Source organism: Enterobacter cloacae complex sp. SYL003, from assembly GCF_049236925.1.
Lineage (GTDB): Bacteria > Pseudomonadota > Gammaproteobacteria > Enterobacterales > Enterobacteriaceae > Enterobacter > Enterobacter intestinihominis.
In genome coordinates this window covers 193,362-211,386 of sequence record NZ_JBMKJK010000004.1, presented here as the reverse complement: position 1 = coordinate 211,386, position 18,025 = coordinate 193,362, and the positions used below count along the sequence as shown (strand labels likewise).

Annotated in this window: 20 protein-coding genes and 1 pseudogene; 8 read left to right on the top strand and 13 right to left on the bottom strand. The window is 55.0% G+C overall.

Annotated features, from left to right (window positions below):
• Positions 1–83: 83 nt before the first annotated feature.
• The 3 genes and pseudogenes from ACOT1A_RS07255 (at position 84) to mdtI (ending at position 1,050) form a co-directional block, all read left to right on the top strand.
• Positions 84–254, top strand: a pseudogene (locus ACOT1A_RS07255) (hypothetical protein).
• A 117-nt stretch (positions 255–371) separates the two neighbouring features.
• Positions 372–734 carry a multidrug/spermidine efflux SMR transporter subunit MdtJ gene (gene mdtJ, locus ACOT1A_RS07250; RefSeq protein WP_032624865.1) on the top strand — a complete coding sequence of 121 codons (363 nt, stop codon included), beginning with the start codon at positions 372–374 and terminating at the stop codon, positions 732–734.
• Positions 721–1,050, top strand: coding sequence for a multidrug/spermidine efflux SMR transporter subunit MdtI (mdtI, locus tag ACOT1A_RS07245; protein ID WP_022647960.1), 330 nt, complete (start codon positions 721–723; stop codon positions 1,048–1,050). Before mdtJ ends, mdtI begins: the two co-directional genes overlap by 14 nt.
• 5 nt (positions 1,051–1,055) lie before the next feature.
• Here the strand turns inward: mdtI and ACOT1A_RS07240 are convergent, their stop codons facing one another.
• The 5 genes from ACOT1A_RS07240 to ACOT1A_RS07220 all read right to left on the bottom strand — a co-directional run bounded on the left by ACOT1A_RS07240 (position 1,056) and on the right by ACOT1A_RS07220 (position 5,422).
• Positions 1,056–1,877, bottom strand: a complete 822-nt coding sequence (locus tag ACOT1A_RS07240; RefSeq protein ID WP_023299991.1) for a trypsin-like serine peptidase — start codon at positions 1,875–1,877, stop codon at positions 1,056–1,058.
• A gap of 102 nt (positions 1,878–1,979) precedes the next feature.
• Positions 1,980–2,063 carry a hypothetical protein gene (locus ACOT1A_RS07235; protein WP_057979992.1) on the bottom strand — a complete coding sequence of 28 codons (84 nt, stop codon included), beginning with the start codon at positions 2,061–2,063 and terminating at the stop codon, positions 1,980–1,982.
• Between the two features lie 92 nt (positions 2,064–2,155).
• The gene (asr, locus tag ACOT1A_RS07230) at positions 2,156–2,461 is read right to left on the bottom strand and encodes an acid resistance repetitive basic protein Asr (protein WP_022647962.1); all 306 of its coding nucleotides are present in this window, start codon (positions 2,459–2,461) and stop codon (positions 2,156–2,158) included.
• Positions 2,462–2,609: 148 nt separating this feature from the next.
• Positions 2,610–4,094 (bottom strand): carboxypeptidase M32, encoded by a 1,485-nt coding sequence (locus ACOT1A_RS07225; RefSeq protein WP_276170094.1) that lies wholly within the window; start codon positions 4,092–4,094, stop codon positions 2,610–2,612.
• 74 nt (positions 4,095–4,168) lie between these two features.
• Positions 4,169–5,422 (bottom strand): MFS transporter, encoded by a 1,254-nt coding sequence (locus ACOT1A_RS07220; RefSeq protein ID WP_022647964.1) that lies wholly within the window; start codon positions 5,420–5,422, stop codon positions 4,169–4,171.
• Positions 5,423–5,543: 121 nt separating this feature from the next.
• On the opposite strand from ACOT1A_RS07220, the gene ACOT1A_RS07215 reads away from it, so the two are divergent.
• The 3 genes from ACOT1A_RS07215 (at position 5,544) to bioD (ending at position 8,618) form a co-directional block, all read left to right on the top strand.
• Positions 5,544–6,449 (top strand): LysR family transcriptional regulator, encoded by a 906-nt coding sequence (locus tag ACOT1A_RS07215; RefSeq protein WP_069596506.1) that lies wholly within the window; start codon positions 5,544–5,546, stop codon positions 6,447–6,449.
• A 121-nt stretch (positions 6,450–6,570) separates the two neighbouring features.
• Entirely contained in the window at positions 6,571–7,791 is a 1,221-nt protein-coding gene (gene mlc / locus ACOT1A_RS07210; protein ID WP_022647966.1) for a sugar metabolism global transcriptional regulator Mlc, read from the top strand.
• A gap of 131 nt (positions 7,792–7,922) precedes the next feature.
• Positions 7,923–8,618 (top strand): dethiobiotin synthase, encoded by a 696-nt coding sequence (gene bioD / locus ACOT1A_RS07205; RefSeq protein WP_015570628.1) that lies wholly within the window; start codon positions 7,923–7,925, stop codon positions 8,616–8,618.
• Here the strand turns inward: bioD and clcB are convergent.
• From clcB to ACOT1A_RS07170, 7 genes are all read right to left on the bottom strand, one after another.
• A complete protein-coding gene (gene clcB, locus ACOT1A_RS07200; RefSeq protein WP_023299996.1) occupies positions 8,553–9,863 on the bottom strand; it encodes a voltage-gated ClC-type chloride channel ClcB in 1,311 nt (436 codons plus the stop codon). The two genes, bioD and clcB, sit on opposite strands and share 66 nt — an antisense overlap.
• A 104-nt stretch (positions 9,864–9,967) precedes the next feature.
• Positions 9,968–11,116 (bottom strand): osmoprotectant ABC transporter ATP-binding protein OsmV, encoded by a 1,149-nt coding sequence (gene osmV, locus ACOT1A_RS07195; protein ID WP_022647969.1) that lies wholly within the window; start codon positions 11,114–11,116, stop codon positions 9,968–9,970.
• On the bottom strand, positions 11,116–11,763 hold the full coding sequence (gene osmW / locus ACOT1A_RS07190; protein ID WP_022647970.1) for an osmoprotectant ABC transporter permease OsmW: 648 nt from the start codon (positions 11,761–11,763) through the stop codon (positions 11,116–11,118). Before osmW ends, osmV begins: the two co-directional genes overlap by 1 nt.
• An 8-nt stretch (positions 11,764–11,771) precedes the next feature.
• Positions 11,772–12,671 (bottom strand): osmoprotectant ABC transporter substrate-binding protein OsmX, encoded by a 900-nt coding sequence (gene osmX / locus ACOT1A_RS07185; protein WP_017694085.1) that lies wholly within the window; start codon positions 12,669–12,671, stop codon positions 11,772–11,774.
• A gap of 18 nt (positions 12,672–12,689) precedes the next feature.
• Positions 12,690–13,400: an osmoprotectant ABC transporter permease OsmY gene (gene osmY, locus ACOT1A_RS07180; protein ID WP_022647971.1), complete on the bottom strand. Its 711-nt coding sequence runs from the start codon at positions 13,398–13,400 to the stop codon at positions 12,690–12,692.
• Between the two features lie 261 nt (positions 13,401–13,661).
• A complete protein-coding gene (locus ACOT1A_RS07175; protein WP_276170093.1) occupies positions 13,662–14,405 on the bottom strand; it encodes a YoaK family protein in 744 nt (247 codons plus the stop codon).
• Positions 14,406–14,704: 299 nt separating this feature from the next.
• The gene (locus ACOT1A_RS07170) at positions 14,705–15,832 is read right to left on the bottom strand and encodes an alpha/beta hydrolase (protein ID WP_072050125.1); all 1,128 of its coding nucleotides are present in this window, start codon (positions 15,830–15,832) and stop codon (positions 14,705–14,707) included.
• 114 nt (positions 15,833–15,946) lie between these two features.
• On the opposite strand from ACOT1A_RS07170, the gene ACOT1A_RS07165 reads away from it, so the two are divergent.
• Together ACOT1A_RS07165 and catA are read left to right on the top strand one after the other, a co-directional pair.
• Positions 15,947–16,831 carry a LysR family transcriptional regulator gene (locus ACOT1A_RS07165; protein ID WP_276170101.1) on the top strand — a complete coding sequence of 295 codons (885 nt, stop codon included), beginning with the start codon at positions 15,947–15,949 and terminating at the stop codon, positions 16,829–16,831.
• Positions 16,832–16,917: 86 nt separating this feature from the next.
• A complete protein-coding gene (gene catA, locus ACOT1A_RS07160; protein WP_023300000.1) occupies positions 16,918–17,577 on the top strand; it encodes a type A chloramphenicol O-acetyltransferase in 660 nt (219 codons plus the stop codon).
• Between the two features lie 56 nt (positions 17,578–17,633).
• On the opposite strand, the gene ACOT1A_RS07155 is transcribed toward catA, so the two are convergent.
• Positions 17,634–17,948: a YebG family protein gene (locus ACOT1A_RS07155; protein ID WP_058678032.1), complete on the bottom strand. Its 315-nt coding sequence runs from the start codon at positions 17,946–17,948 to the stop codon at positions 17,634–17,636.
• Positions 17,949–18,025 lie beyond the last annotated feature (77 nt).

The following is an 18,025-nucleotide window of genomic DNA, read 5'->3' as shown; positions in this document are numbered from 1 at the left end:
AAAAAACTAACCAAAATCAAACAGACTGGGTAAAGAAATGAAAAGGCTTTGAGTAAATTCCTGGCTTATGATACAAATCAGGCGTGTTCAACTACTGAGGACAATTTTCATCCGCAAAGACGAGAAGCAACACCGCGGATAATTGTAATTTTATGGACAATTTGTTCAGGACGTTTTTTTCAAACAACTCTGCTCTGTTTTCTACCTCCCTCTGCACGCTTTCCGGTGAACAACACTGGCGTTCCGCGCTATAGTCACGTCTTCTGCCTGAGCTGGCGCTATGCGCTTAGCTAACTGATTTAATTCCCACTTTTTTGGTTTGCTGTTCGCAGCGAGCCTCGATGGATTATATTCTCAAGCAGGAGAAAAACATGTTTTACTGGATTTTATTAGCTCTGGCTATCGTTGCTGAAATTACCGGCACCTTGTCGATGAAATGGGCGAGCGTGAGTGACGGCAGCACCGGATTTATTTTGATGCTGGTCATGATTACGCTTTCCTATATATTCCTCTCTTTCGCGGTTAAAAAAATCGCGCTGGGCGTGGCATACGCTTTGTGGGAAGGTGTTGGTATTTTATTGATTACGCTGTTCAGCGTCATGATATTTGATGAAACCCTGACGACAATGAAAATTGCCGGGCTGACGACCCTGGTCGCAGGTATCGTGCTGATTAAATCGGGTACGCGCAAACCAGCCAAACAGCAGAAGGAGCAGACCCATGCAGCAGTTTGAATGGATCCACGCGGCCTGGCTGGCTTTCGCCATCGTTCTGGAAATTATTGCGAACGTCTTTTTGAAGTTCTCCGACGGCTTTCGTCGCAAAGCCTACGGCTTGTTATCGATTGCCGCGGTTCTGGGGGCGTTTAGCGCTCTGTCACAGGCGGTGAAAGGCATCGATCTTTCCGTGGCCTACGCGCTGTGGGGCGGCTTCGGTATTGCCGCCACCCTGGCGGCAGGCTGGATTATGTTCGGGCAGCGTTTAAACCATAAAGGCTGGATAGGGCTGGTATTACTGCTCGCTGGCATGATCATGATTAAACTGGCCTGAGTGGCCTACTGCTGCGCCAGGGCTTCCAGCCGGTCGCGAAAACCGGTCACCGCCAACGCTCGGTTATCGGCGCGCCAGCGGTCTTTCGCTGCCGGAGCAGAACTCTGAACGCCAATCAGTTGCCAGCCGTTAACGGTTTTTAACATCAGGGGCGATCCGCTATCACCCGGTAGCGTATCGCACTGATGCGAAAGCACGCTGTTTTGCGCCCAGCCCGTCACCACGCAGTCCGTATGGGTGTACAGCGAATCGAGGTGATCAACAGGGTAGCCTGACTGCGTCACTTTACGATCGGCGGCTTTCAGGGCGGCGGTGAGCGCGTCTTTGTCACCATCAAAGAGCGGTAGCGGAGCGATCCCGGACGGCGGATAACGTAAAACGATCAGCCCGAAATCCCAGGAGGCCGCCCCGGGCGGCACAATCCAGCCATCGCCATCCGGTTTCAGGCGTTTCCCGAGCGACGGATCCACCCGCCCCTCAATACCGTGAATTTCGTAGCGCCAAATCCCTTTCTGCGAGACAAAGCGCAGGGCGATCGCTTTATCCGGTTTGCCTTCGGGCGGCATTAACAGGCAATGACCCGCCGTCAGCGCAAGGCGTGGCGTTATGAGAGTTGCGGTACATAGATTGCCGCTGGCGGTTTCCAGTTGCCCGATGGCATCCCAGGGCGCTTCGGTAGGATCGGTGACACGCGTACGATCGTCATGACCAAAAAACAGCGTCTTTACCTCTTTGGCGCTGATGGCGTCATCGTCGCCCTCATCCGCATGTGAAAAGCCAGCAAAAAGGCTAAACGTTCCCAGTAACAACACAACAGATTTACGCATATCACACTCTGGTGGGGGTAATTATGATTATTAAAAGTGAACCCTATGAAAATACTATAGACGCGACGGCGAGAAAGTGGGAGTAAAATCAGCGTGCTACATTCAGGAAAGATAAAAGTGGCTGGCGATGAGCGCGCATAAAATTAGCAGGATAAGAATGAACTCAAACCGATAGCGCCGCAGCATACGCCCTCCGGATAAAAAAACGGCGCTGACCGCAATCCCGTTCAGCGCCGGTTTACCAACGTGCCCCGAAGGGCACGGTTAAGCTTGTACTCTTACGCTGCTGGCTGTGCAGCAGGTTTAGCCGCTTCGTGTTTTGCCGCTTTTTTGTGATGCTTTTTAGCCGCCTGGGCTTTCTGCTCTACCGCAGGTTTTGCCGCTTTTTTGTGGTGCTTTTTCGCGGCCTGCGCTTTCTGTGCTGCCGCTGGTTTAGCCGCTTTGTGATGTTTTTTATGGTGAACCGTTTTGGCCGGAGCAGCGGTGGATGCCGCAGGCGCTGCGGTGGCGGTAGTTTCAGCCGCGAATGCAGCGGAAGAAAGACCCATAGCAGCGGCAACAACCAGAGCTAATACTTTTTTCATTTTCATACCCTCGAATTTGGTTTTTCATTTAACCCCACTGCGGGGCCGTTGAAATAACTATATCCCTGTAAATTCGGGGTTTCCGTGAGTGATTGGTATCGGCGTGTAACCATATGTACAACGCCGGGGTGGCCCCCGGCGCGTTCGTTTACAGGTAGCGGGACGTCAGGTGTTCGCGGAAGTAGCGGATATTCAGATCTTCACCCGTGGCCTGGGTGATGAGCTGCGACGTGCTGAAACGGCTGCCGTGCTGCCAGATATTCTGACGCAGCCAGTCAAACAGCGCCGAGAAATCGCCCCCGGCAATGGATGCCTGCAACCCGGGCAGCGCAGTTTTGGCGGCATGAAACAGCTGTGCCGCATACATTGCCCCCAGCGTGTAAGACGGGAAGTAGCCAAAACCGCCGTCGGTCCAGTGGATGTCCTGCATACAGCCGTTGCGGTAGTTATCTTTGGTGGATAATCCAAGCCAGGCCTGCATTTTCTCATCCCATAACGCGGGGATATCATCCACTTCAATTTCGCCATTGATCAGCGCGCGCTCAATCTCATAGCGCAACACCACATGCGCCGGATAGCTCACTTCATCTGCATCAACGCGGATGTTGCCCGGTTTCACGCGCTGATTCCAGGCAATAAAATTATCTTCACTGAATGCCGCCTGGCTGCCGAAACGGGCATGGACCGCCGGAAGCAGATGCTTCAGGAAAGCCTCACTGCGGCCCAGCTGCATTTCAAAGAACAGACTTTGGGATTCATGGATCGCCGTAGAGCGCGCCAGCGCAACGGGCTGACCGGCCCACGCTCGCGGAAGGTTTTGCTCGTAGCGGGCATGTCCGGTTTCGTGGATCACGCCGAAAAGCGCGCTGAGCAGTTCATCTTCATCGTAACGCGTGGTGATACGCACATCTTCCGGCACGCCGCCGCAGAACGGGTGGGCGCTAACGTCCAGACGACCGCCGTTAAAATCGAAGCCAAGCATTTTCATCGCTTCCAGGCCCAGCTCGCGCTGGGTGGCGGTCGGGAAGGGACCCTGTGGCGGAACGAACGATCGTTGAGCCTGTTTTTCCACAACCTTTGCCAGCAGCTCCGGCAGCCAGGACTTCAGATCGCCGAACAGCACGTCCAGGCGAGCGCTTGTCATGTCGGGTTCAAAGATATCCAGCAGCGCGTCGTAAGGCGTGCAGCCTTTAGCCTCGGCGCGCAGGCGGGCCTCTTCACGACTGAGCTTCACCACCTCTTTCAGGTTGGCTGAAAAGCCCTGCCAGTCGTTGGCCGGACGCTGAGTACGCCAGGCGTGTTCACACCTGCTGCCCGCCAGCGATTTGGCCTCCACCAGCGATTCCGGCAGTAAAGTGGCCTGCTGGTAGTGGCGCGTCATTTCACGCAGGTTGGCCTGCTCAACGTCGTTCAGATCTTCTTCTGCTGCCGCCGCCAGCCTTTCACCCACTTTTTTATCGGTCAGGATCTGATGTTGCAGGACGCTCATCTCCGCCAGCGCTTCACCGCGCGCGGCGCTGCCGCCGGGCGGCATCATGGTAAACATGTCCCAGCTGGCGATGGAGGAGAGGTGAGAGAAGCGGGAGAGACGCTGGAAGGTGCGGGTGAGTTGTTGATAGTTATTGTTTTTCATGAAGTCCTCGTGTCTGAATCAGCCGATGACAAAAATTAGCATCGGCTCGATTTAAACACGAAGAGGGCTGAATGTTAATGCAGTCGTTTATGCAGGCTCGCGCCCACCAGCAGTGCCGCGCACAGCATCAGCGCGATAAATCCGCCCACGCCGTTCCAGCCGTAGTTATGCCAGAACACCCCGCCGAGAGTCCCGGCAATGCTGGAACCGAGATAGTAACTGAACAGATACAGAGACGAAGCCTGACCTTTAGCGCGGCGCGCGCGTGGGCCAATCCAGCTGCTGGCAACAGAATGCGCGGCAAAGAATCCCGCAGAGAAGAGCAGCATTCCGGCAAAAATCAGCCACAGGGAAGAGACAAGCGTCATCAGCAGTCCGAACAACATCACAGCGGTGGACACCAGCATCACCGGACCACGGCCGAAGCGCGCGGTCATGGCGCCCGCTTTTGGCGAACTCCACGTCCCGGTGAGATACGCCACAGAGAGCAAACCCACCAATGCCTGGCTAAGATGCCACGGTGAAAGCATCAGCCGGTAGCCAATATAGTTAAACAGCGTGACAAATGACCCCATCAGCAGGAATCCCATCAGAAATAGTCGCGGCAAACCTTTGTCGCGCCAGTGCAGACGGAAGTTGATAAACAGTGTTTTCGGACGCAGAGAAGTCGGGCGGAAATGGCGCGATTCCGGCAGGATTTTCCAGAACATCAGCGCCGAAGCGAGGGCGAAGCAGCCGATTACGGCCAGCGCAATGCGCCAGTTAAAGAAATCGGTAAACACACCGCTGAGCAGGCGTCCGCTCATCCCGCCGATAGAGTTCCCGCTAATGTACAGCCCCATGGAGAAGGCCACGAAACTCGGGTGGATCTCCTCGCTGAGATAGGTCATCCCGACCGCCGCCACGCCGCTGAGGGATAACCCAATCAGCGCGCGCATGACCAGAATGCCGTGCCAGCTGGTCATCATGGTGGACAGCAAGGTACACACGGAGGCCAGCATTAACGCCGTTACCATGACCTGCTTACGCCCGATGGCATCTGAAAGTGGCCCGGTGAACAGCAGACCGATCGCCAGCATCCCGGTTGAAATGGAGAGCGAAATACTGCTGCTGGCTGGCGACACGCCAAATTCATGCGACAGGACCGGCAGGATCGGCTGAACGCAGTAGAGCAGGGCGAAAGTGGCGAGACCCGCTGAAAAGAGCGCCAGCGTGACGCGCATAAACTGGGGGGTACCACGTTTTATAAACTGAACCGGCTGCGGTACTGCGGGTAAATCATCAATGTCGCTGGCCGGCGCGATATCAACGGTCGTTGTACGGCTCACACATAATCCTTGCTTAAACTTCCCCGTGGTTTCTGGTGACGGGTATGACCACAAGATTAGGGTAGGAAAATGTAAATATTCTGTCTAATATATTAATAATCTCAAATGATACTTTAAAAATATGAATATCGAGCTGCGCCATCTGCGCTATTTTGTCGCCGTCGCCGAAGAGCTCCATTTTGGTCGTGCTGCGGCAAGGCTGAATATCTCCCAGCCACCGCTGAGCCAACAGATCCAGATCCTTGAGCAGCAGGTTGGGGCGCGTCTGCTGGCGCGAACCAACCGCAGCGTGAGCCTGACGGCGGCGGGAAAACAGTTTCTCGCCGATAGCCGACAGATCCTGAGTATGGTGGTGGACGCCGCCGCCAGAGCGGAACGGCTTCATCTCGGGGAGACGGGAGAGCTGCGCATCGGGTTTACCTCGTCGGCCCCCTTCATCAGCGCTGTTTCACAAACGCTATCCTCGTTTCGCAGTAACTTTCCGGATGTGCATATTCAGACGCGCGAAATCAATACCCGGGAGCAAATATCGCCGCTTAATGAAGGATCGCTCGACCTGGGGCTAATGCGTAACACGCAGTTGCCTGATACCCTGGCGTGGCAGGTGATCCTCCGCGAACCGCTGATGGCGATGATCCCCCGGGATCACCCGCTCGCCGCGCAGCATAGCGTCACGCTGGCTGAACTAGCGAAAGAACCCTTTGTCTTTTTTGACCCACAGGTGGGTACCGGATTGTATGACGATATTCTTGGTCTGATGCGGCGATATGGCCTTGTCCCGACTATCGCGCAGGAAGTGGGGGAAGCCATGACGATCATTGGTCTCGTTGCCGCAGGACTTGGCGTGTCGATTCTTCCGGCCTCGTTTAAACGGGTACAACTGCCGGAAATGCGCTGGGTGAATATTGCCGAGCAGGATTCGGTCTCGGAGATGTGGCTGGTGTGGTCTAAACATCATGAACAGAGCCATGCGGCACAGCGTTTCAAAGAACAATTAATTACCGCTTCTCACGGGCGTTATTTATAGGGAAATGTGGGCGAAAATGTGCAGTAAATCACATGGCTAAGTAAAAATTTGACGTCAGCCATTGAAGTGCTTCACCATAGCCCTCAGTTTATTTCGAAGCTCGAAAATAAGGGAGTACGAGGTGGTTGCTGATAGTCAGCCAGGGCATATCGATCAGATCAAGCAGACCAACGCGGGCGCCGTTTATCGCCTGATTGATCAGCTGGGTCCGGTTTCGCGTATCGATCTTTCGCGCCTGGCACAACTGGCACCCGCCAGTATTACCAAGATTGTCCGCGAAATGCTGGAAGCCCATCTGGTTCAGGAGACAGAAATTCAGGAGCCGGGCAGCCGTGGCCGTCCGGCGGTAGGGCTGGTGGTGGAAACGGAAGCCTGGCACTACCTGTCGCTGCGAATTAGCCGCGGGGAAATCTTCCTCGCGCTGCGCGACCTCAGCAGCAAGCTGGTGGTGGAAGACCGGCTGGAACTCCCGCTCGATGCAGAGCAACCACTCCTCGATGCCATTCTGACCCATATCGACCAGTTCTTTATTCGTCACCAGCAGCGCCTTGAACGTTTAACGGCGATTGCGATCACCCTGCCGGGAATTATTGATACCGAAAATGGCATTGTGCACCGCATGCCGTTTTATGAAAACGTCAAAGAGATGCCGCTGGGCGACGTGCTGGAAAACCACACCGGTGTGCCGGTCTACATTCAGCATGATATCAGCGCCTGGACGATGGCGGAGGCGTTGTTTGGCGCTTCCCGGGGCGCGCGCGACGTGATTCAGGTGGTGATTGATCACAACGTTGGCGCAGGTGTGATCACCGACGGGCGTCTGTTGCATGCTGGCAGCAGTAGCCTGGTGGAGATTGGCCATACGCAGGTCGATCCGTACGGAAAACGCTGCTACTGCGGTAATCATGGTTGTCTGGAGACGATTGCCAGCGTCGAAAGCGTGCTGGAGCTGGCGCAGGTGCGGCTCAGCCAGTCAATGAGCTCCACGCTGCACGGTCAACCGTTGAGCGTCGAGGCATTGTGCACTGCGGCAAGGCAGGGCGATCTGCTGGCGAAGGACATCATTACCGGCGTGGGCAATAATGTCGGGCGCATTCTGGCCATTATGGTGAACCTGTTTAACCCGCAAAAAATACTGATTGGCTCCCCGCTCAGCCAGGCGGCGGATATCCTCTTTCCGGCGATTTCCGCCTGCATCAACCAGCAGGCGCTTCCCGCGTACAGTAAAAACATCGTGGTGGAAAGTACGCAATTTTCCAACCAGGGTACGATGGCTGGCGCCGCGCTGGTAAAAGATGCGATGTACAACGGCTCGTTACTGATTCGTTTGCTTCAGGGCTAACTCTTTTCCATAGATGTACGAAAAATTGCGCTATCTCAAGCCGGGTAGCGCACGCTTCCCGTAGACTTTCCCCACTGAATTATTTACCTGGTTTATATTTTTTGAAGCATACCCAAGAGGTGGAATGAGTCATGCTTAAGCGTTTCTTTATTACTGGTACGGATACGTCTGTCGGGAAGACCGTCGTATCCCGCGCGTTACTTCAGGCCCTGGCGGCAAGCGGTAAACGCGTTGCAGGATACAAGCCGGTAGCAAAAGGCAGTAAAGAGACGCCAGAAGGGCTGCGCAATAAGGACGCCCTGGTTCTGCAAAGCGTCTCGTCTCTGGAACTGCCTTATGATGCCGTCAATCCCATCGCGTTAAGCGAAGAGGAAAGCAGCGTTGCTCACAGCGGGCTTATCAACTACAGTCTGCTTTCTGATGGCCTGGCAAATCTGAGTGAAAAGGTTGATCACGTTGTCGTTGAAGGGACCGGTGGCTGGCGCAGCCTGATGAACGATTTACGTCCCCTTTCCGAGTGGGTGGTGCAGGAGCAGCTGCCGGTGATTATGGTCGTGGGCATTCAGGAAGGGTGCATCAACCATGCCTTGCTGACGGCGCAGGCTATCGCTAATGACGGCCTGCCACTGATTGGTTGGGTGGCGAACCGTATTAACCCGGGCCTTGCGCACTACGCAGAAATCATCGACGTGCTGAGCAAAAAGCTACCTGGCCCGTTGGTAGGCGAACTGCCTTATCTGCCCCGCGCCGAGCAGCGCGAATTAGCGCACTATATCGATCTCTCGGCTTTCGGCGGTATGCTGGCCGTAGATCGAGTCGTGGCGTAGCGTTCTCGACAATACCGACGCCACAACACAGGCAACCAGCAAACCGGGAAGTAAAAAATACTGCCCGGTCATCTCACATACCATCAAGGCCGACATGATTGGCGCATGCGTTGTGGCGGCGAGCAGCGTCGCCATACCCGCCAGCCCAAGCAGGATCGCCGTCTCAGAGCCAGGAAACCACAGCGCAAAGATCTGCGCAAACAGCATTCCCGTTGCCATACCAACGAACAAGGTTGGCGTAAACACGCCTCCCGGTGCGCCGGACCCGCTGCTTGCCAGCACCGCCAGGAGCTTGCAGATAAAGACGCCGGCAATTACCGACAGCAGCGGCGGCGACTGCAAAAACGCCTGAACCACGCTATAGCCATTCCCCCATACCTTCGGCGTCAGCAGCGACAGCAGCCCGACGATCAGACCACCCAGCGCCAGCTGCCAAGGCGGTGATAGTTTGAGACGCAGAAACAGAGAATGGCTGAAAGCCATTAGCCACATCAAAAGCGGGCCGCACAGCCCAGCCAGCAGACCCACGCCAACGATCAGGAAATAATCCACCGCCGTAAGCATCTCGCTGAGATGGACATCATAAAGTGTATTCGCGCCGGGACTTAACAGGCGCGTGGTCAGCAGGGCCACCACAGCGGCAATCACCACCGGGCCGAGGGAGGCCAGCATCAGCGTGCCAAACAGGATCTCTGCGATAAACAGGCTGCCCGCCAGCGGCGCATGATAGGCGCTGGCCATCCCGGCGGCGGCACCGCAGGCGATCCACAGTTTCCATTCGGATTTCGGCGTACAACGTTGTGCAAAAAAGGAGGCAGCGAGGGCGGCAAGCAGGATCATGGCGCCTTCCCGGCCGATGGCGCTGCCGCTGGCGACCACCAGCAACGAGGCGAGGGATTTCACCAGGCTGGCGCCGTAATCAAACTGGCCATCACCCGTTTCCAGCGCCTCCATATAATCGGTCGGGGCATGGGGACGTTGGGCCGTCATGCGCTGCCATCCCCACAGTAGCACTCCCGCGGCCAGACCACCCAGCGCAGGCGTCAGCGCCCGCCGCCAGGGCGATAACGCGGCAGCGGCGTTCACCAGGCTTCCGCTTTCGTTGCTGAGAAACAACCACTCCAGCAGATACATGCTGTGGCGGAACACCGCAACGGCCAGCGCTGCCAGCACGCCGGTGACGGTAGCAATCAGGAGACGGCGAAACATCGCGCGGATGTCGGGGTATGCGTGAAGACGTTGCATGAAGTCGTGATTAACGGGGACGATACGATATTGTGGCGGGAAAACGTGAGGTTAGCAAAAGGTATGCGTGCGGAAAAAGGCCGGGCAGTACCCGGCCTGAATGCTTAACTCTCGCTATGAATATTCAACGCCCGGCGCGTACGCCCGGAACTCAAATACTCCGCAATATAATCCTGGGATATCTCGCCGTTATAGCGTCCGTCCTCGTCCACAATCGGCATCCAGCTGGTGTTGCTCTCATACAGGCGAGAAAGCACCACGCGCAGGTTATCCTCGGCCTTACCTGTCATGCGGAACGGATGCAGAATATCACCGCAGCTGCCGCTGGCATTACGCGCTTCGCGGCGCTTCACAAAGCCCAGCGGTTTGCCGAGATCATCAACCACGGTAATGGCGCGAATATCGTTGTCATCCATGGTGGCGAAGGCCTCTGGCAGCGGCGTCGATTCGCGTACCGTAATCGTCGGCTGCTGGTCGGTGACGTCGCCCGCGGATACCAGCAGCAGGCGTTTCAACGTCCGGTCCTGACCAACAAACGAGCCGACAAACTCATTGGCGGGTTTCGCCAGCAGCTCGTCCGGGCTGGCGCACTGAACAATACGCCCCTGACGGAAGACGGCAATACGGTCGCCCAGCTTCAGCGCTTCGTCAATATCGTGGCTCACCAGCATCACGGTCTTTTTCAGCTTGCGCTGCATCTCCAGGAACTGGTTCTGGATCACCTCACGGTTAATCGGGTCAACCGCGCCGAATGGTTCATCCATCAGCAGGACCGGAGGATCCGCTGCCAGCGCGCGGATGACGCCGATACGCTGCTGCTGACCGCCGGACATTTCGCGCGGATAGCGGTGAAGGAATTTATGTGGATCCATTGCCACCATATCCATCAGCTCCTCGGCACGGGATTTACAGCGCGCTTTGTCCCAGCCCAGCATGCGCGGCACGACGGTAATGTTCTCTTCGATAGTCATGTTCGGGAACAGGCCAATCTGCTGGATCACGTAGCCAATGTTGCGGCGCAGGGTCACGGTGTCCATCCCGCTGGTGTCTTCGCCGTTAATCAGGATCGTCCCGCTGCTTGGCGTAATGAGACGGTTGATCATCTTCAGGGTAGTGGTTTTCCCGCAGCCGGACGGGCCGAGCAGCACGCACATTTCCCCTTCAGGCACGTTCAGGTTGACGTTGTCGACGGCCTTAAACGTCTGGCCGTGTTTCTGTGAAAATTGTTTGGTGAGGTTTTCCAGTTTTATCATTATCGAATCCCCTTCGGAGTCAGTACCACCTGCAAACGGTGCAGCAACCAGTCGAGCACAATCGCTAAAAGACAAATCATCAGCGCGCCCGCAATCAACATACGAATATCACTCCCGCCAATACCGTTAAGCAGCAGCAGGCCCAGCCCGCCCGCACCGATCACGGCAGCAATCGCCATGACGCCGATGTTCATCACCACGGCGGTGCGGATGCCGCCAAAAATGACCGGCAGCGCCATTGGGATTTCCACCCAGCGCAGACGCTGCCAGAAGGTCATGCCGATGCCGCGTCCCGCTTCGCGCAGGCCGGGTGGCAGGCTGTCGAGCGCCGTGTGGGTGTTGCGCACAATCGGCAGCAGTGAATAGAGGAACACCGCCGTAATCGCGGGCAGGGCGCCAATGCCCTGACCGATCAGCGAAAAGAGCGGGATCATCAGGCCGAAAAGCGCAATTGACGGGATGGTGAGCACAATGGTGGCAATCCCCAGCACCGGCGTTGCCAGCCATTTATGGCGGACAATTAAAATACCCAGCGGCACGCCAATAACAATCGCCAGGCCCACGGCGAGTGCCACCAGCCAGAGGTGTTGCAGCGTCAGGGTTAAGAGATAGTCCCAATTGTCGAGAATATAGTGAATCGTCTCCATAGCGCCTCCTACAGCAACTGTTTGCTACGCAGGAAATCACGGGCGACCTGCTGCGGTGACTGATGGTCGATATCCACCTTCTTATTCAGTTCGGTGATAACGTCGTTGTTGAGCTGGGCTGAGAGGGTGTTCAGCGCCTCCTCCAGCCCCGGATTAGCCTCCAGCGTGTCTTTTCGAACAACTGGCGTCACGGCGTAACTCGGGAAGAAGCCTTTATCGTCTTCCAGCACTTTAAGATCGAAGCCCTTTACGCGCCCGTCGGTGGTGTAGATCAGCCCCGCATCGACAAACCCGTCGCGCACCGCGTTATAGACCAGCCCCGGATCCATCTGGCGGATCTGCGGGCGGTCCAGCTCCATGTTGTAGGCCGCCTGCAACGGTTTCATCCCGTCGCTACGCCCGGCAAATTCCAGGTCAAGGCCCAGCAGCCAGTTGTTATCTGGATCGGTTTTACGGATCTGCTCAATCTTTGCCACCATCTCAGACATGGTATTGATATGTTCAGCCTCGGCGCGCTTGCGCTGCATGGCAAAGGCATAGGTATTGTTCATATCGGCAGGTTTAAGCCACACCAGACCGTGCTTTGCGTCGAGGCGTTTCACCGTCTCGTATGACTCCTGCGGCGACATGCGTTTGTTGATGTGGTTGAAGATGATCAGCGAGGTGCCGGTATACTCCCAGGTCATATCAATCTGCTTGTTAATCATCGCGTTACGGGAAATCACCGTCGCAATATTAGTCTGCGGCTGTACCTGAAACCCTTTCTTTTGCAGATACTGCACGGTCATGGCCGAGAGAATGTGCTGCTCGGTAAAGCTCTTTGTTGCCAGGATCAGCGGCGCGGCGAGCGCCTGGCTGGTGAAGAGCGCGGCGGCGCACAGCGCCGTCAGGCCGGAAAACAGTCTCATAGAAGCTCCTTGTTATAATTATCGCGCGAGATGCGGGCTCAGTAGTCGACCCAGTGCCGCCAGCAGCGTATCCAGAATCAGGGCGAACAGGGCGGTGGCCGCCGCGCCCAGGATCAGCGTCGGGAAGTCATTCAGATAGATCCCCGGGAAAATCAGCTCGCCGTAGCTGCTGGCGCCAATCAGGAATGCCAGCGGTGCGGTACCGACGTTAATCGCAGTGGCAATGCGAATACCGGAAAGCATCACCGGCCAGGCATTAGGAATTTCGACCTGATGCAGGCGCTGCCATTTGGTCATGCCGATGCCGTTTGCCGCTTCCAGCAACGACGCGGGAACAGAGCACAGCCCGGCATAGGTGTTACGCACAATTGGCAGCAAAGAAGCGAGAAAGAGGGCGATAATGGCCGGTTTATCACCGATGCCAATCACCACCATCGCCAGCGCCAGAACGGCCAGCGGCGGCAGGGTGTTGCCCACGTTAAAGATTTGCATCACGTATTCGGCGATACCCCGTGCCGCTGGACGGCTCAGCAGAATACCGCTTGGAATGCCCACCAGCAGGGCAAAGAACATTGATGAAAAGACCAGAATCAGGTGTTGTTGACCGAGGTAGAGCAGGTCAACCTGGCGCGCCTTAATCGTCTCCAGTCCAATTCCCCAGGTGAGGAGAGCGAGGACCACGATAATCGCGCCGACAAAAAGCAGCGAACGTTTAAGTAATGGGTGCATTGCGGTGTGTCTCCCTGTGCGCATGCGTTATAGCAACCACCTGTTGCGGTTGCCTGTTGTTATGCCATGTTTCGGCAGGGGTACTTCACCTATAGCAAGCGAAACGGAAGGGTTCCAGCAAAGGGGGTAAAACAGTAACCCTATGAAATTAGTGACAACCTGAGTTAAGCCTTATGGCGTAAGGGCTGTCAGTGGGAAGGCAGAATAGTCTTAAAGAAGCACGCCTCAAGTGACAACGTCACTTGAGGCGTGCTGATCACCCTATCGACTAAGCGCGGCGCGTACCTTTCGAACGCGCCACGAGATACGAACGATTGAAAAGGCGGCGATAAACACCAGCATCAGGCCCAGTGCCAGCATCGCGTGGAATCCAAACTCTCTGAAGAGGATCAGCCCCGCAATCCCGCCGGTAATAAACGAGAAAAGGGTGGTTAAATGGGTTTTGAGCTGGCTCTTTTGCGCGGCCGTGTCTTTGGAATAATCCCGGCGCAGCATGGCGACCATAACGGAGGCCAGCGAAATGCCGGCATCGGTCAGCGTACCGGTAATGTGCGTGGATCTCACCCGACCGCCGGAAAGCTGAGTTGAGGTGGAGTTATGAATTCCCATCAAACCGCACAGGAAAAGAATAATCTCCTGATTCGTGGCGAAGGAGTGAAAATGCATTTCATAGAGGGATACCCCGGCAAGTAATAGCCCTTCAACAAATAAAACCTGGCTGAATATAAGCCTGACGTTATGGATAATTCCCCAGATAACAATAATCCGCGCAACAATGGCGCCAGTGACAAACGACAGAATAATGGCGCCAAAAAAAAGAATATCACTGAGATCGGTGGAAGAAACTTCGCTGGATAACTGCGATGTATTACCCGTCATATGAGAGGGGAAAAAGCCGAACGCGCCCAGCGCAATGGCATTCAGCAGTCCCGCGGAGGTCGCCAGCCAGAGTGCAAGACGACGATCCTCCTGATGCGTTCGTTCTTTCTTTAATTTAATCAGCAAAGAATACCTCCAGTTTGAGCTTTGCCTGACTTCTCAAGCTAACAAAGCGATGTCGCCGACTGACCAGGATATTGCTTAATTATTATTTCAACGGGAGATATTCGAGGTTTTGTAATTAAATAAAATAACCCTGTTAATATAATGCCTTATTGCTGATGCCACGAGCAGACTGACGGGCAAAAATACCGTCCCAGTGTGCATGCTCGCTGTAGCGGGATGGGATTTGATTCAGTGTAGACATAGGTGTCATTCACGACGATGAGAAGAGATGCCCCCGTGATTTCCGGGGGCTTAGAGTGTTATTTCAGACTGGTTTTGAAGAACTGCTCAAACTGCGCGAACGGGATTTTTCCTGCGACGTTATCGTAGAGATCAACATGGTTTGCACCGGGAACAATCACCAGCTCTTTCTCTTTGCTGCCGACGGCCTTGAACGCATCCTCCGCAAAATAACGAGAGTGTGCGTTTTCACCGGTCACAATCAGCGTTGGGATAGTGATCTCCCCGGCATAGCTCAGCAGCGGCATATTCATAAAGGATAACGGCATGGTCGCAGTCCACGCGCCGGTGGAGTTTACGGAACGGGCATGGAAACCGCGCGGCATACGGTAGTAATCATAGAACTCTTTCAGTACCGGATGCGGATCGGTGGGCAGTGCTTCCGGCAGAATGCGCTCGGCCGCCGTCACCTTGCCATTCTCATCGACATTAATATCGTGGCCGCCATGGGCGAAAGTGCCGCTTTCAGCATCTTTCCAGCGCTGCGCGTTCAGATACTGCAACACGGCCCGACGATCGGCCGCTGAATAGCGATCTTTCCCGTTGCCCACGCCGTGACCCATCGCGCGGCTCATATCGTACATTACGCTGGTGGCGACCGCCTTCACGCGGGTATCCATGGATGCCGCGTTCAGCGCCATACCGCCCCAGCCGCAGATACCAAGAATGCCGATACGGTTACGGTCGACTTCTTTCTGTAACCCCAGGAAATCCACAGCGGCGCTAAAGTCTTCGGTGTTGATGTCAGGGGAGGCAACGTTACGCGGCTGGCCGCCACTTTCCCCCGTGTAGGATGGATCGAAGGCCAGGGCCACGAACCCCTGCTCAGCCAGAGTCTGGGCGTACAGACCGCTGGATTGTTCTTTAACCGCACCGAACGGCCCACTGACGGCTATCGCCGCCAATTTCTGGTCGCCGTGGTTCCTGGGAATGTACAGATCGCCCACCAGAGTGATCCCGTACCGGTTCTGGAACGTCACTTTGCGGTGGTTGACTTTATTGCTCTCGGCGAAGGTTTTATCCCAGGTTGTCACCATCGAAACGGGGGCGTTAGGATTTAGCGTTTCTGCATAACTCATTGTTGTCACTCCACTTAATGATGCGCATAACAGCAGCGCAACGGACAGTTTTTGGGTGAATGTTTTCATAAGAGGTACCGTGTGTTTTTGTAATGAGGCCATTATAGTTAGCAGAAATAGTGCTGATTAGAGGCCAAAAGCTGCTAGGATTAATATCATTTTGTTATGAATTGACGAGGCATGATGGCGAAGCGGGAAAACTATAATGAGCTGTATCTCTTTATCCAGGTGGTGCGGGAGGGAAGCTTCACGGCAGCCGCACAGCGGCTCGGGCTGGCGCAATCCGGGATCAGCCGATCGGTTCGCGAGCTGGAGGAGCGGCTGGGCGTTCAGCTTCTGGTGCGCACTACGCGCAAGCTGTCGCTGACACACGCCGGGGAACAGCTTTACCAGACCGCCGGCTCCGCCTTTGATGCGCTTGATACCGGGTTGACCAGACTGGCGCATTACCGTCAGACGCCGTCCGGCACGGTGCGCATTAATGCCAGCCAGCACGCCATCGAGAAATGTCTGCTGCCAAAGCTCGCTATCTTCAAACAGCGTTACCCGGATATCCGTCTGGAATTGATGAATGAGAGCCGGTTCGTGGATATCATTGCCGAGCGATTCGACGCGGGCGTCCGGCTGGGGCCGGAGGTGGGACAAGGAATGATTGCGGTGCGCATCACGCCCGATATGGAGATGGCTGTGGTTGCCCCCCCGGCGCATTTTCGGCGCTATGGTTTCCCGCAGACGCCCGCCGATCTGGATGCTCATCCCTGCATTGCCTACCAGTTTGCCGACGGTAACCACTATCAATGGGAGCTTGTTCAGGACGGGAAGCGAGTTACGCACCGGCCTGAGGGGCAATGGGCCTTTTCCGACAGCTACATGGAGGCCGAAGCGGCCCGGCTGGAACTCGGGCTGGCCTATGTCCCGGTTGAGCTGGTGTCTGACGATCTGGAGCGTGGCACGCTTATACGCGTCTTACAGCGCTACAGCCTGCGGATGGAAGGCCTTTACCTCTATTATCCGCACCGCAACGTGTCCCCGGCGCTGAGAGCGGTTATTGATACGTTGAAAATTTAAGGCAGCCTCTGCTCGATGGTCTATACAGCTCCTGGGTTTATGGTACGCTACTATTTTATATAGCGCTGCTTAATTAAGGCAAAGAAATGACAAAAATTACGCCAGAATATACGGCTGTAGACTTATCGAGTTGGGCAAGGAAAGAACATTTTGAAGTCTTTCAGAGCTTTGCTCAATGCACGATTAACCAAACGGTTCAGCTGGATATCACTGCGCTGCTGAAACATATCAAACAGGTTGGCTGGAAATTTTATCCTTCGATTATTTCCCTTATTTCGACAGTCGTTAACCGCCATTCTGAGTTCCGTATGGCTATGAAGGATAATGAGCTTGTAATATGGAATGAGGTGCATCCCAGCTATACCCTTTTCCATAAAGAGACGGAGACGTTTTCATCATTATGGAGTCACTTCGACGGGAATATTCATCACTTTCAGAACGTTTATGCAGAAGACGTTTCTCGCTATGGTGATAATCTTGCTTACTGGCCCAAAGAAGAGTACCGGGAAAATATATTCTTCATATCGGATATTCCGTGGGTCAGTTTTACCAGTTTTAATATCAACGTGGCTAACATGCAGAACTTTTTTGCGCCCATGTTCACGTTTGGAAAATACTTTAACCAGGATGGAAAAGTCTTGTTGCCTTTCGCCGTTCAGGTTCATCATTCTGTCTGTGATGGTTTCCATGTGGCCAGACTAATCAACGAGTTGCAAGAGTTGTGTGATAATTTACCGCACTATTAAGCCGCGAGCCGTTTCCGGCCCGCGGCAGCAGGACAGGTGATGAGTCGTTCTGACGATCAGGCGGCTTTGACGGCCCGGATTTTTTTGCTGCTATCCGCCTCCTCTGGCGCTGTTTTATCCGTTGCAGCATTGAGCTCGGGAAGCTTGCTGGTACGCAGGATATGCTGCACGGACTCTTTCTGCTCGGCAAGATACAGACCAAGGTTTTCCGCCTGCGTTTCATCCATCTGCATTCCGCTTTGCAGCAGCCAGTCGGTGAACGCTTCTGCCATGTCGAGCAGTTTGTCGTGAGCGTCAGCCTCTTTCTTACTGGCAAAAGTCATTTTCTCTTCACCTTTTCTTACGACCACGAATTTTGTTTCAACAGCCATTTTGCACCTCCAGCACTGTAATTATATACAGTATAGCAGCTCCGGATCTGCGTTGCAGCAAAAATGTCCGAACCTGG

Excerpts from the sequence above, each read along its gene's own strand:
- mdtJ (WP_032624865.1), top strand. The coding sequence starts at position 372 with ATGTTTTACTGGATTTTATTAGCTCTGGCTATCGTTGCTGAAATTACC.
- mdtI (WP_022647960.1), top strand. The coding sequence starts at position 721 with ATGCAGCAGTTTGAATGGATCCACGCGGCCTGGCTGGCTTTCGCCATC.
- ACOT1A_RS07240 (WP_023299991.1), bottom strand. The coding sequence starts at position 1,877 with ATGCGTAAATCTGTTGTGTTGTTACTGGGAACGTTTAGCCTTTTTGCT.
- ACOT1A_RS07235 (WP_057979992.1), bottom strand. The coding sequence starts at position 2,063 with ATGCTGCGGCGCTATCGGTTTGAGTTCATTCTTATCCTGCTAATTTTA.
- asr (WP_022647962.1), bottom strand. The coding sequence starts at position 2,461 with ATGAAAAAAGTATTAGCTCTGGTTGTTGCCGCTGCTATGGGTCTTTCT.
- ACOT1A_RS07225 (WP_276170094.1), bottom strand. The coding sequence starts at position 4,094 with ATGAAAAACAATAACTATCAACAACTCACCCGCACCTTCCAGCGTCTC.
- ACOT1A_RS07215 (WP_069596506.1), top strand. The coding sequence starts at position 5,544 with ATGAATATCGAGCTGCGCCATCTGCGCTATTTTGTCGCCGTCGCCGAA.
- bioD (WP_015570628.1), top strand. The coding sequence starts at position 7,923 with ATGCTTAAGCGTTTCTTTATTACTGGTACGGATACGTCTGTCGGGAAG.
- clcB (WP_023299996.1), bottom strand. The coding sequence starts at position 9,863 with ATGCAACGTCTTCACGCATACCCCGACATCCGCGCGATGTTTCGCCGT.
- osmV (WP_022647969.1), bottom strand. The coding sequence starts at position 11,116 with ATGATAAAACTGGAAAACCTCACCAAACAATTTTCACAGAAACACGGC.
- osmW (WP_022647970.1), bottom strand. The coding sequence starts at position 11,763 with ATGGAGACGATTCACTATATTCTCGACAATTGGGACTATCTCTTAACC.
- osmX (WP_017694085.1), bottom strand. The coding sequence starts at position 12,671 with ATGAGACTGTTTTCCGGCCTGACGGCGCTGTGCGCCGCCGCGCTCTTC.
- osmY (WP_022647971.1), bottom strand. The coding sequence starts at position 13,400 with ATGCACCCATTACTTAAACGTTCGCTGCTTTTTGTCGGCGCGATTATC.
- ACOT1A_RS07170 (WP_072050125.1), bottom strand. The coding sequence starts at position 15,832 with ATGAAAACATTCACCCAAAAACTGTCCGTTGCGCTGCTGTTATGCGCA.
- ACOT1A_RS07165 (WP_276170101.1), top strand. The coding sequence starts at position 15,947 with ATGGCGAAGCGGGAAAACTATAATGAGCTGTATCTCTTTATCCAGGTG.
- catA (WP_023300000.1), top strand. The coding sequence starts at position 16,918 with ATGACAAAAATTACGCCAGAATATACGGCTGTAGACTTATCGAGTTGG.
- ACOT1A_RS07155 (WP_058678032.1), bottom strand. The coding sequence starts at position 17,948 with ATGGCTGTTGAAACAAAATTCGTGGTCGTAAGAAAAGGTGAAGAGAAA.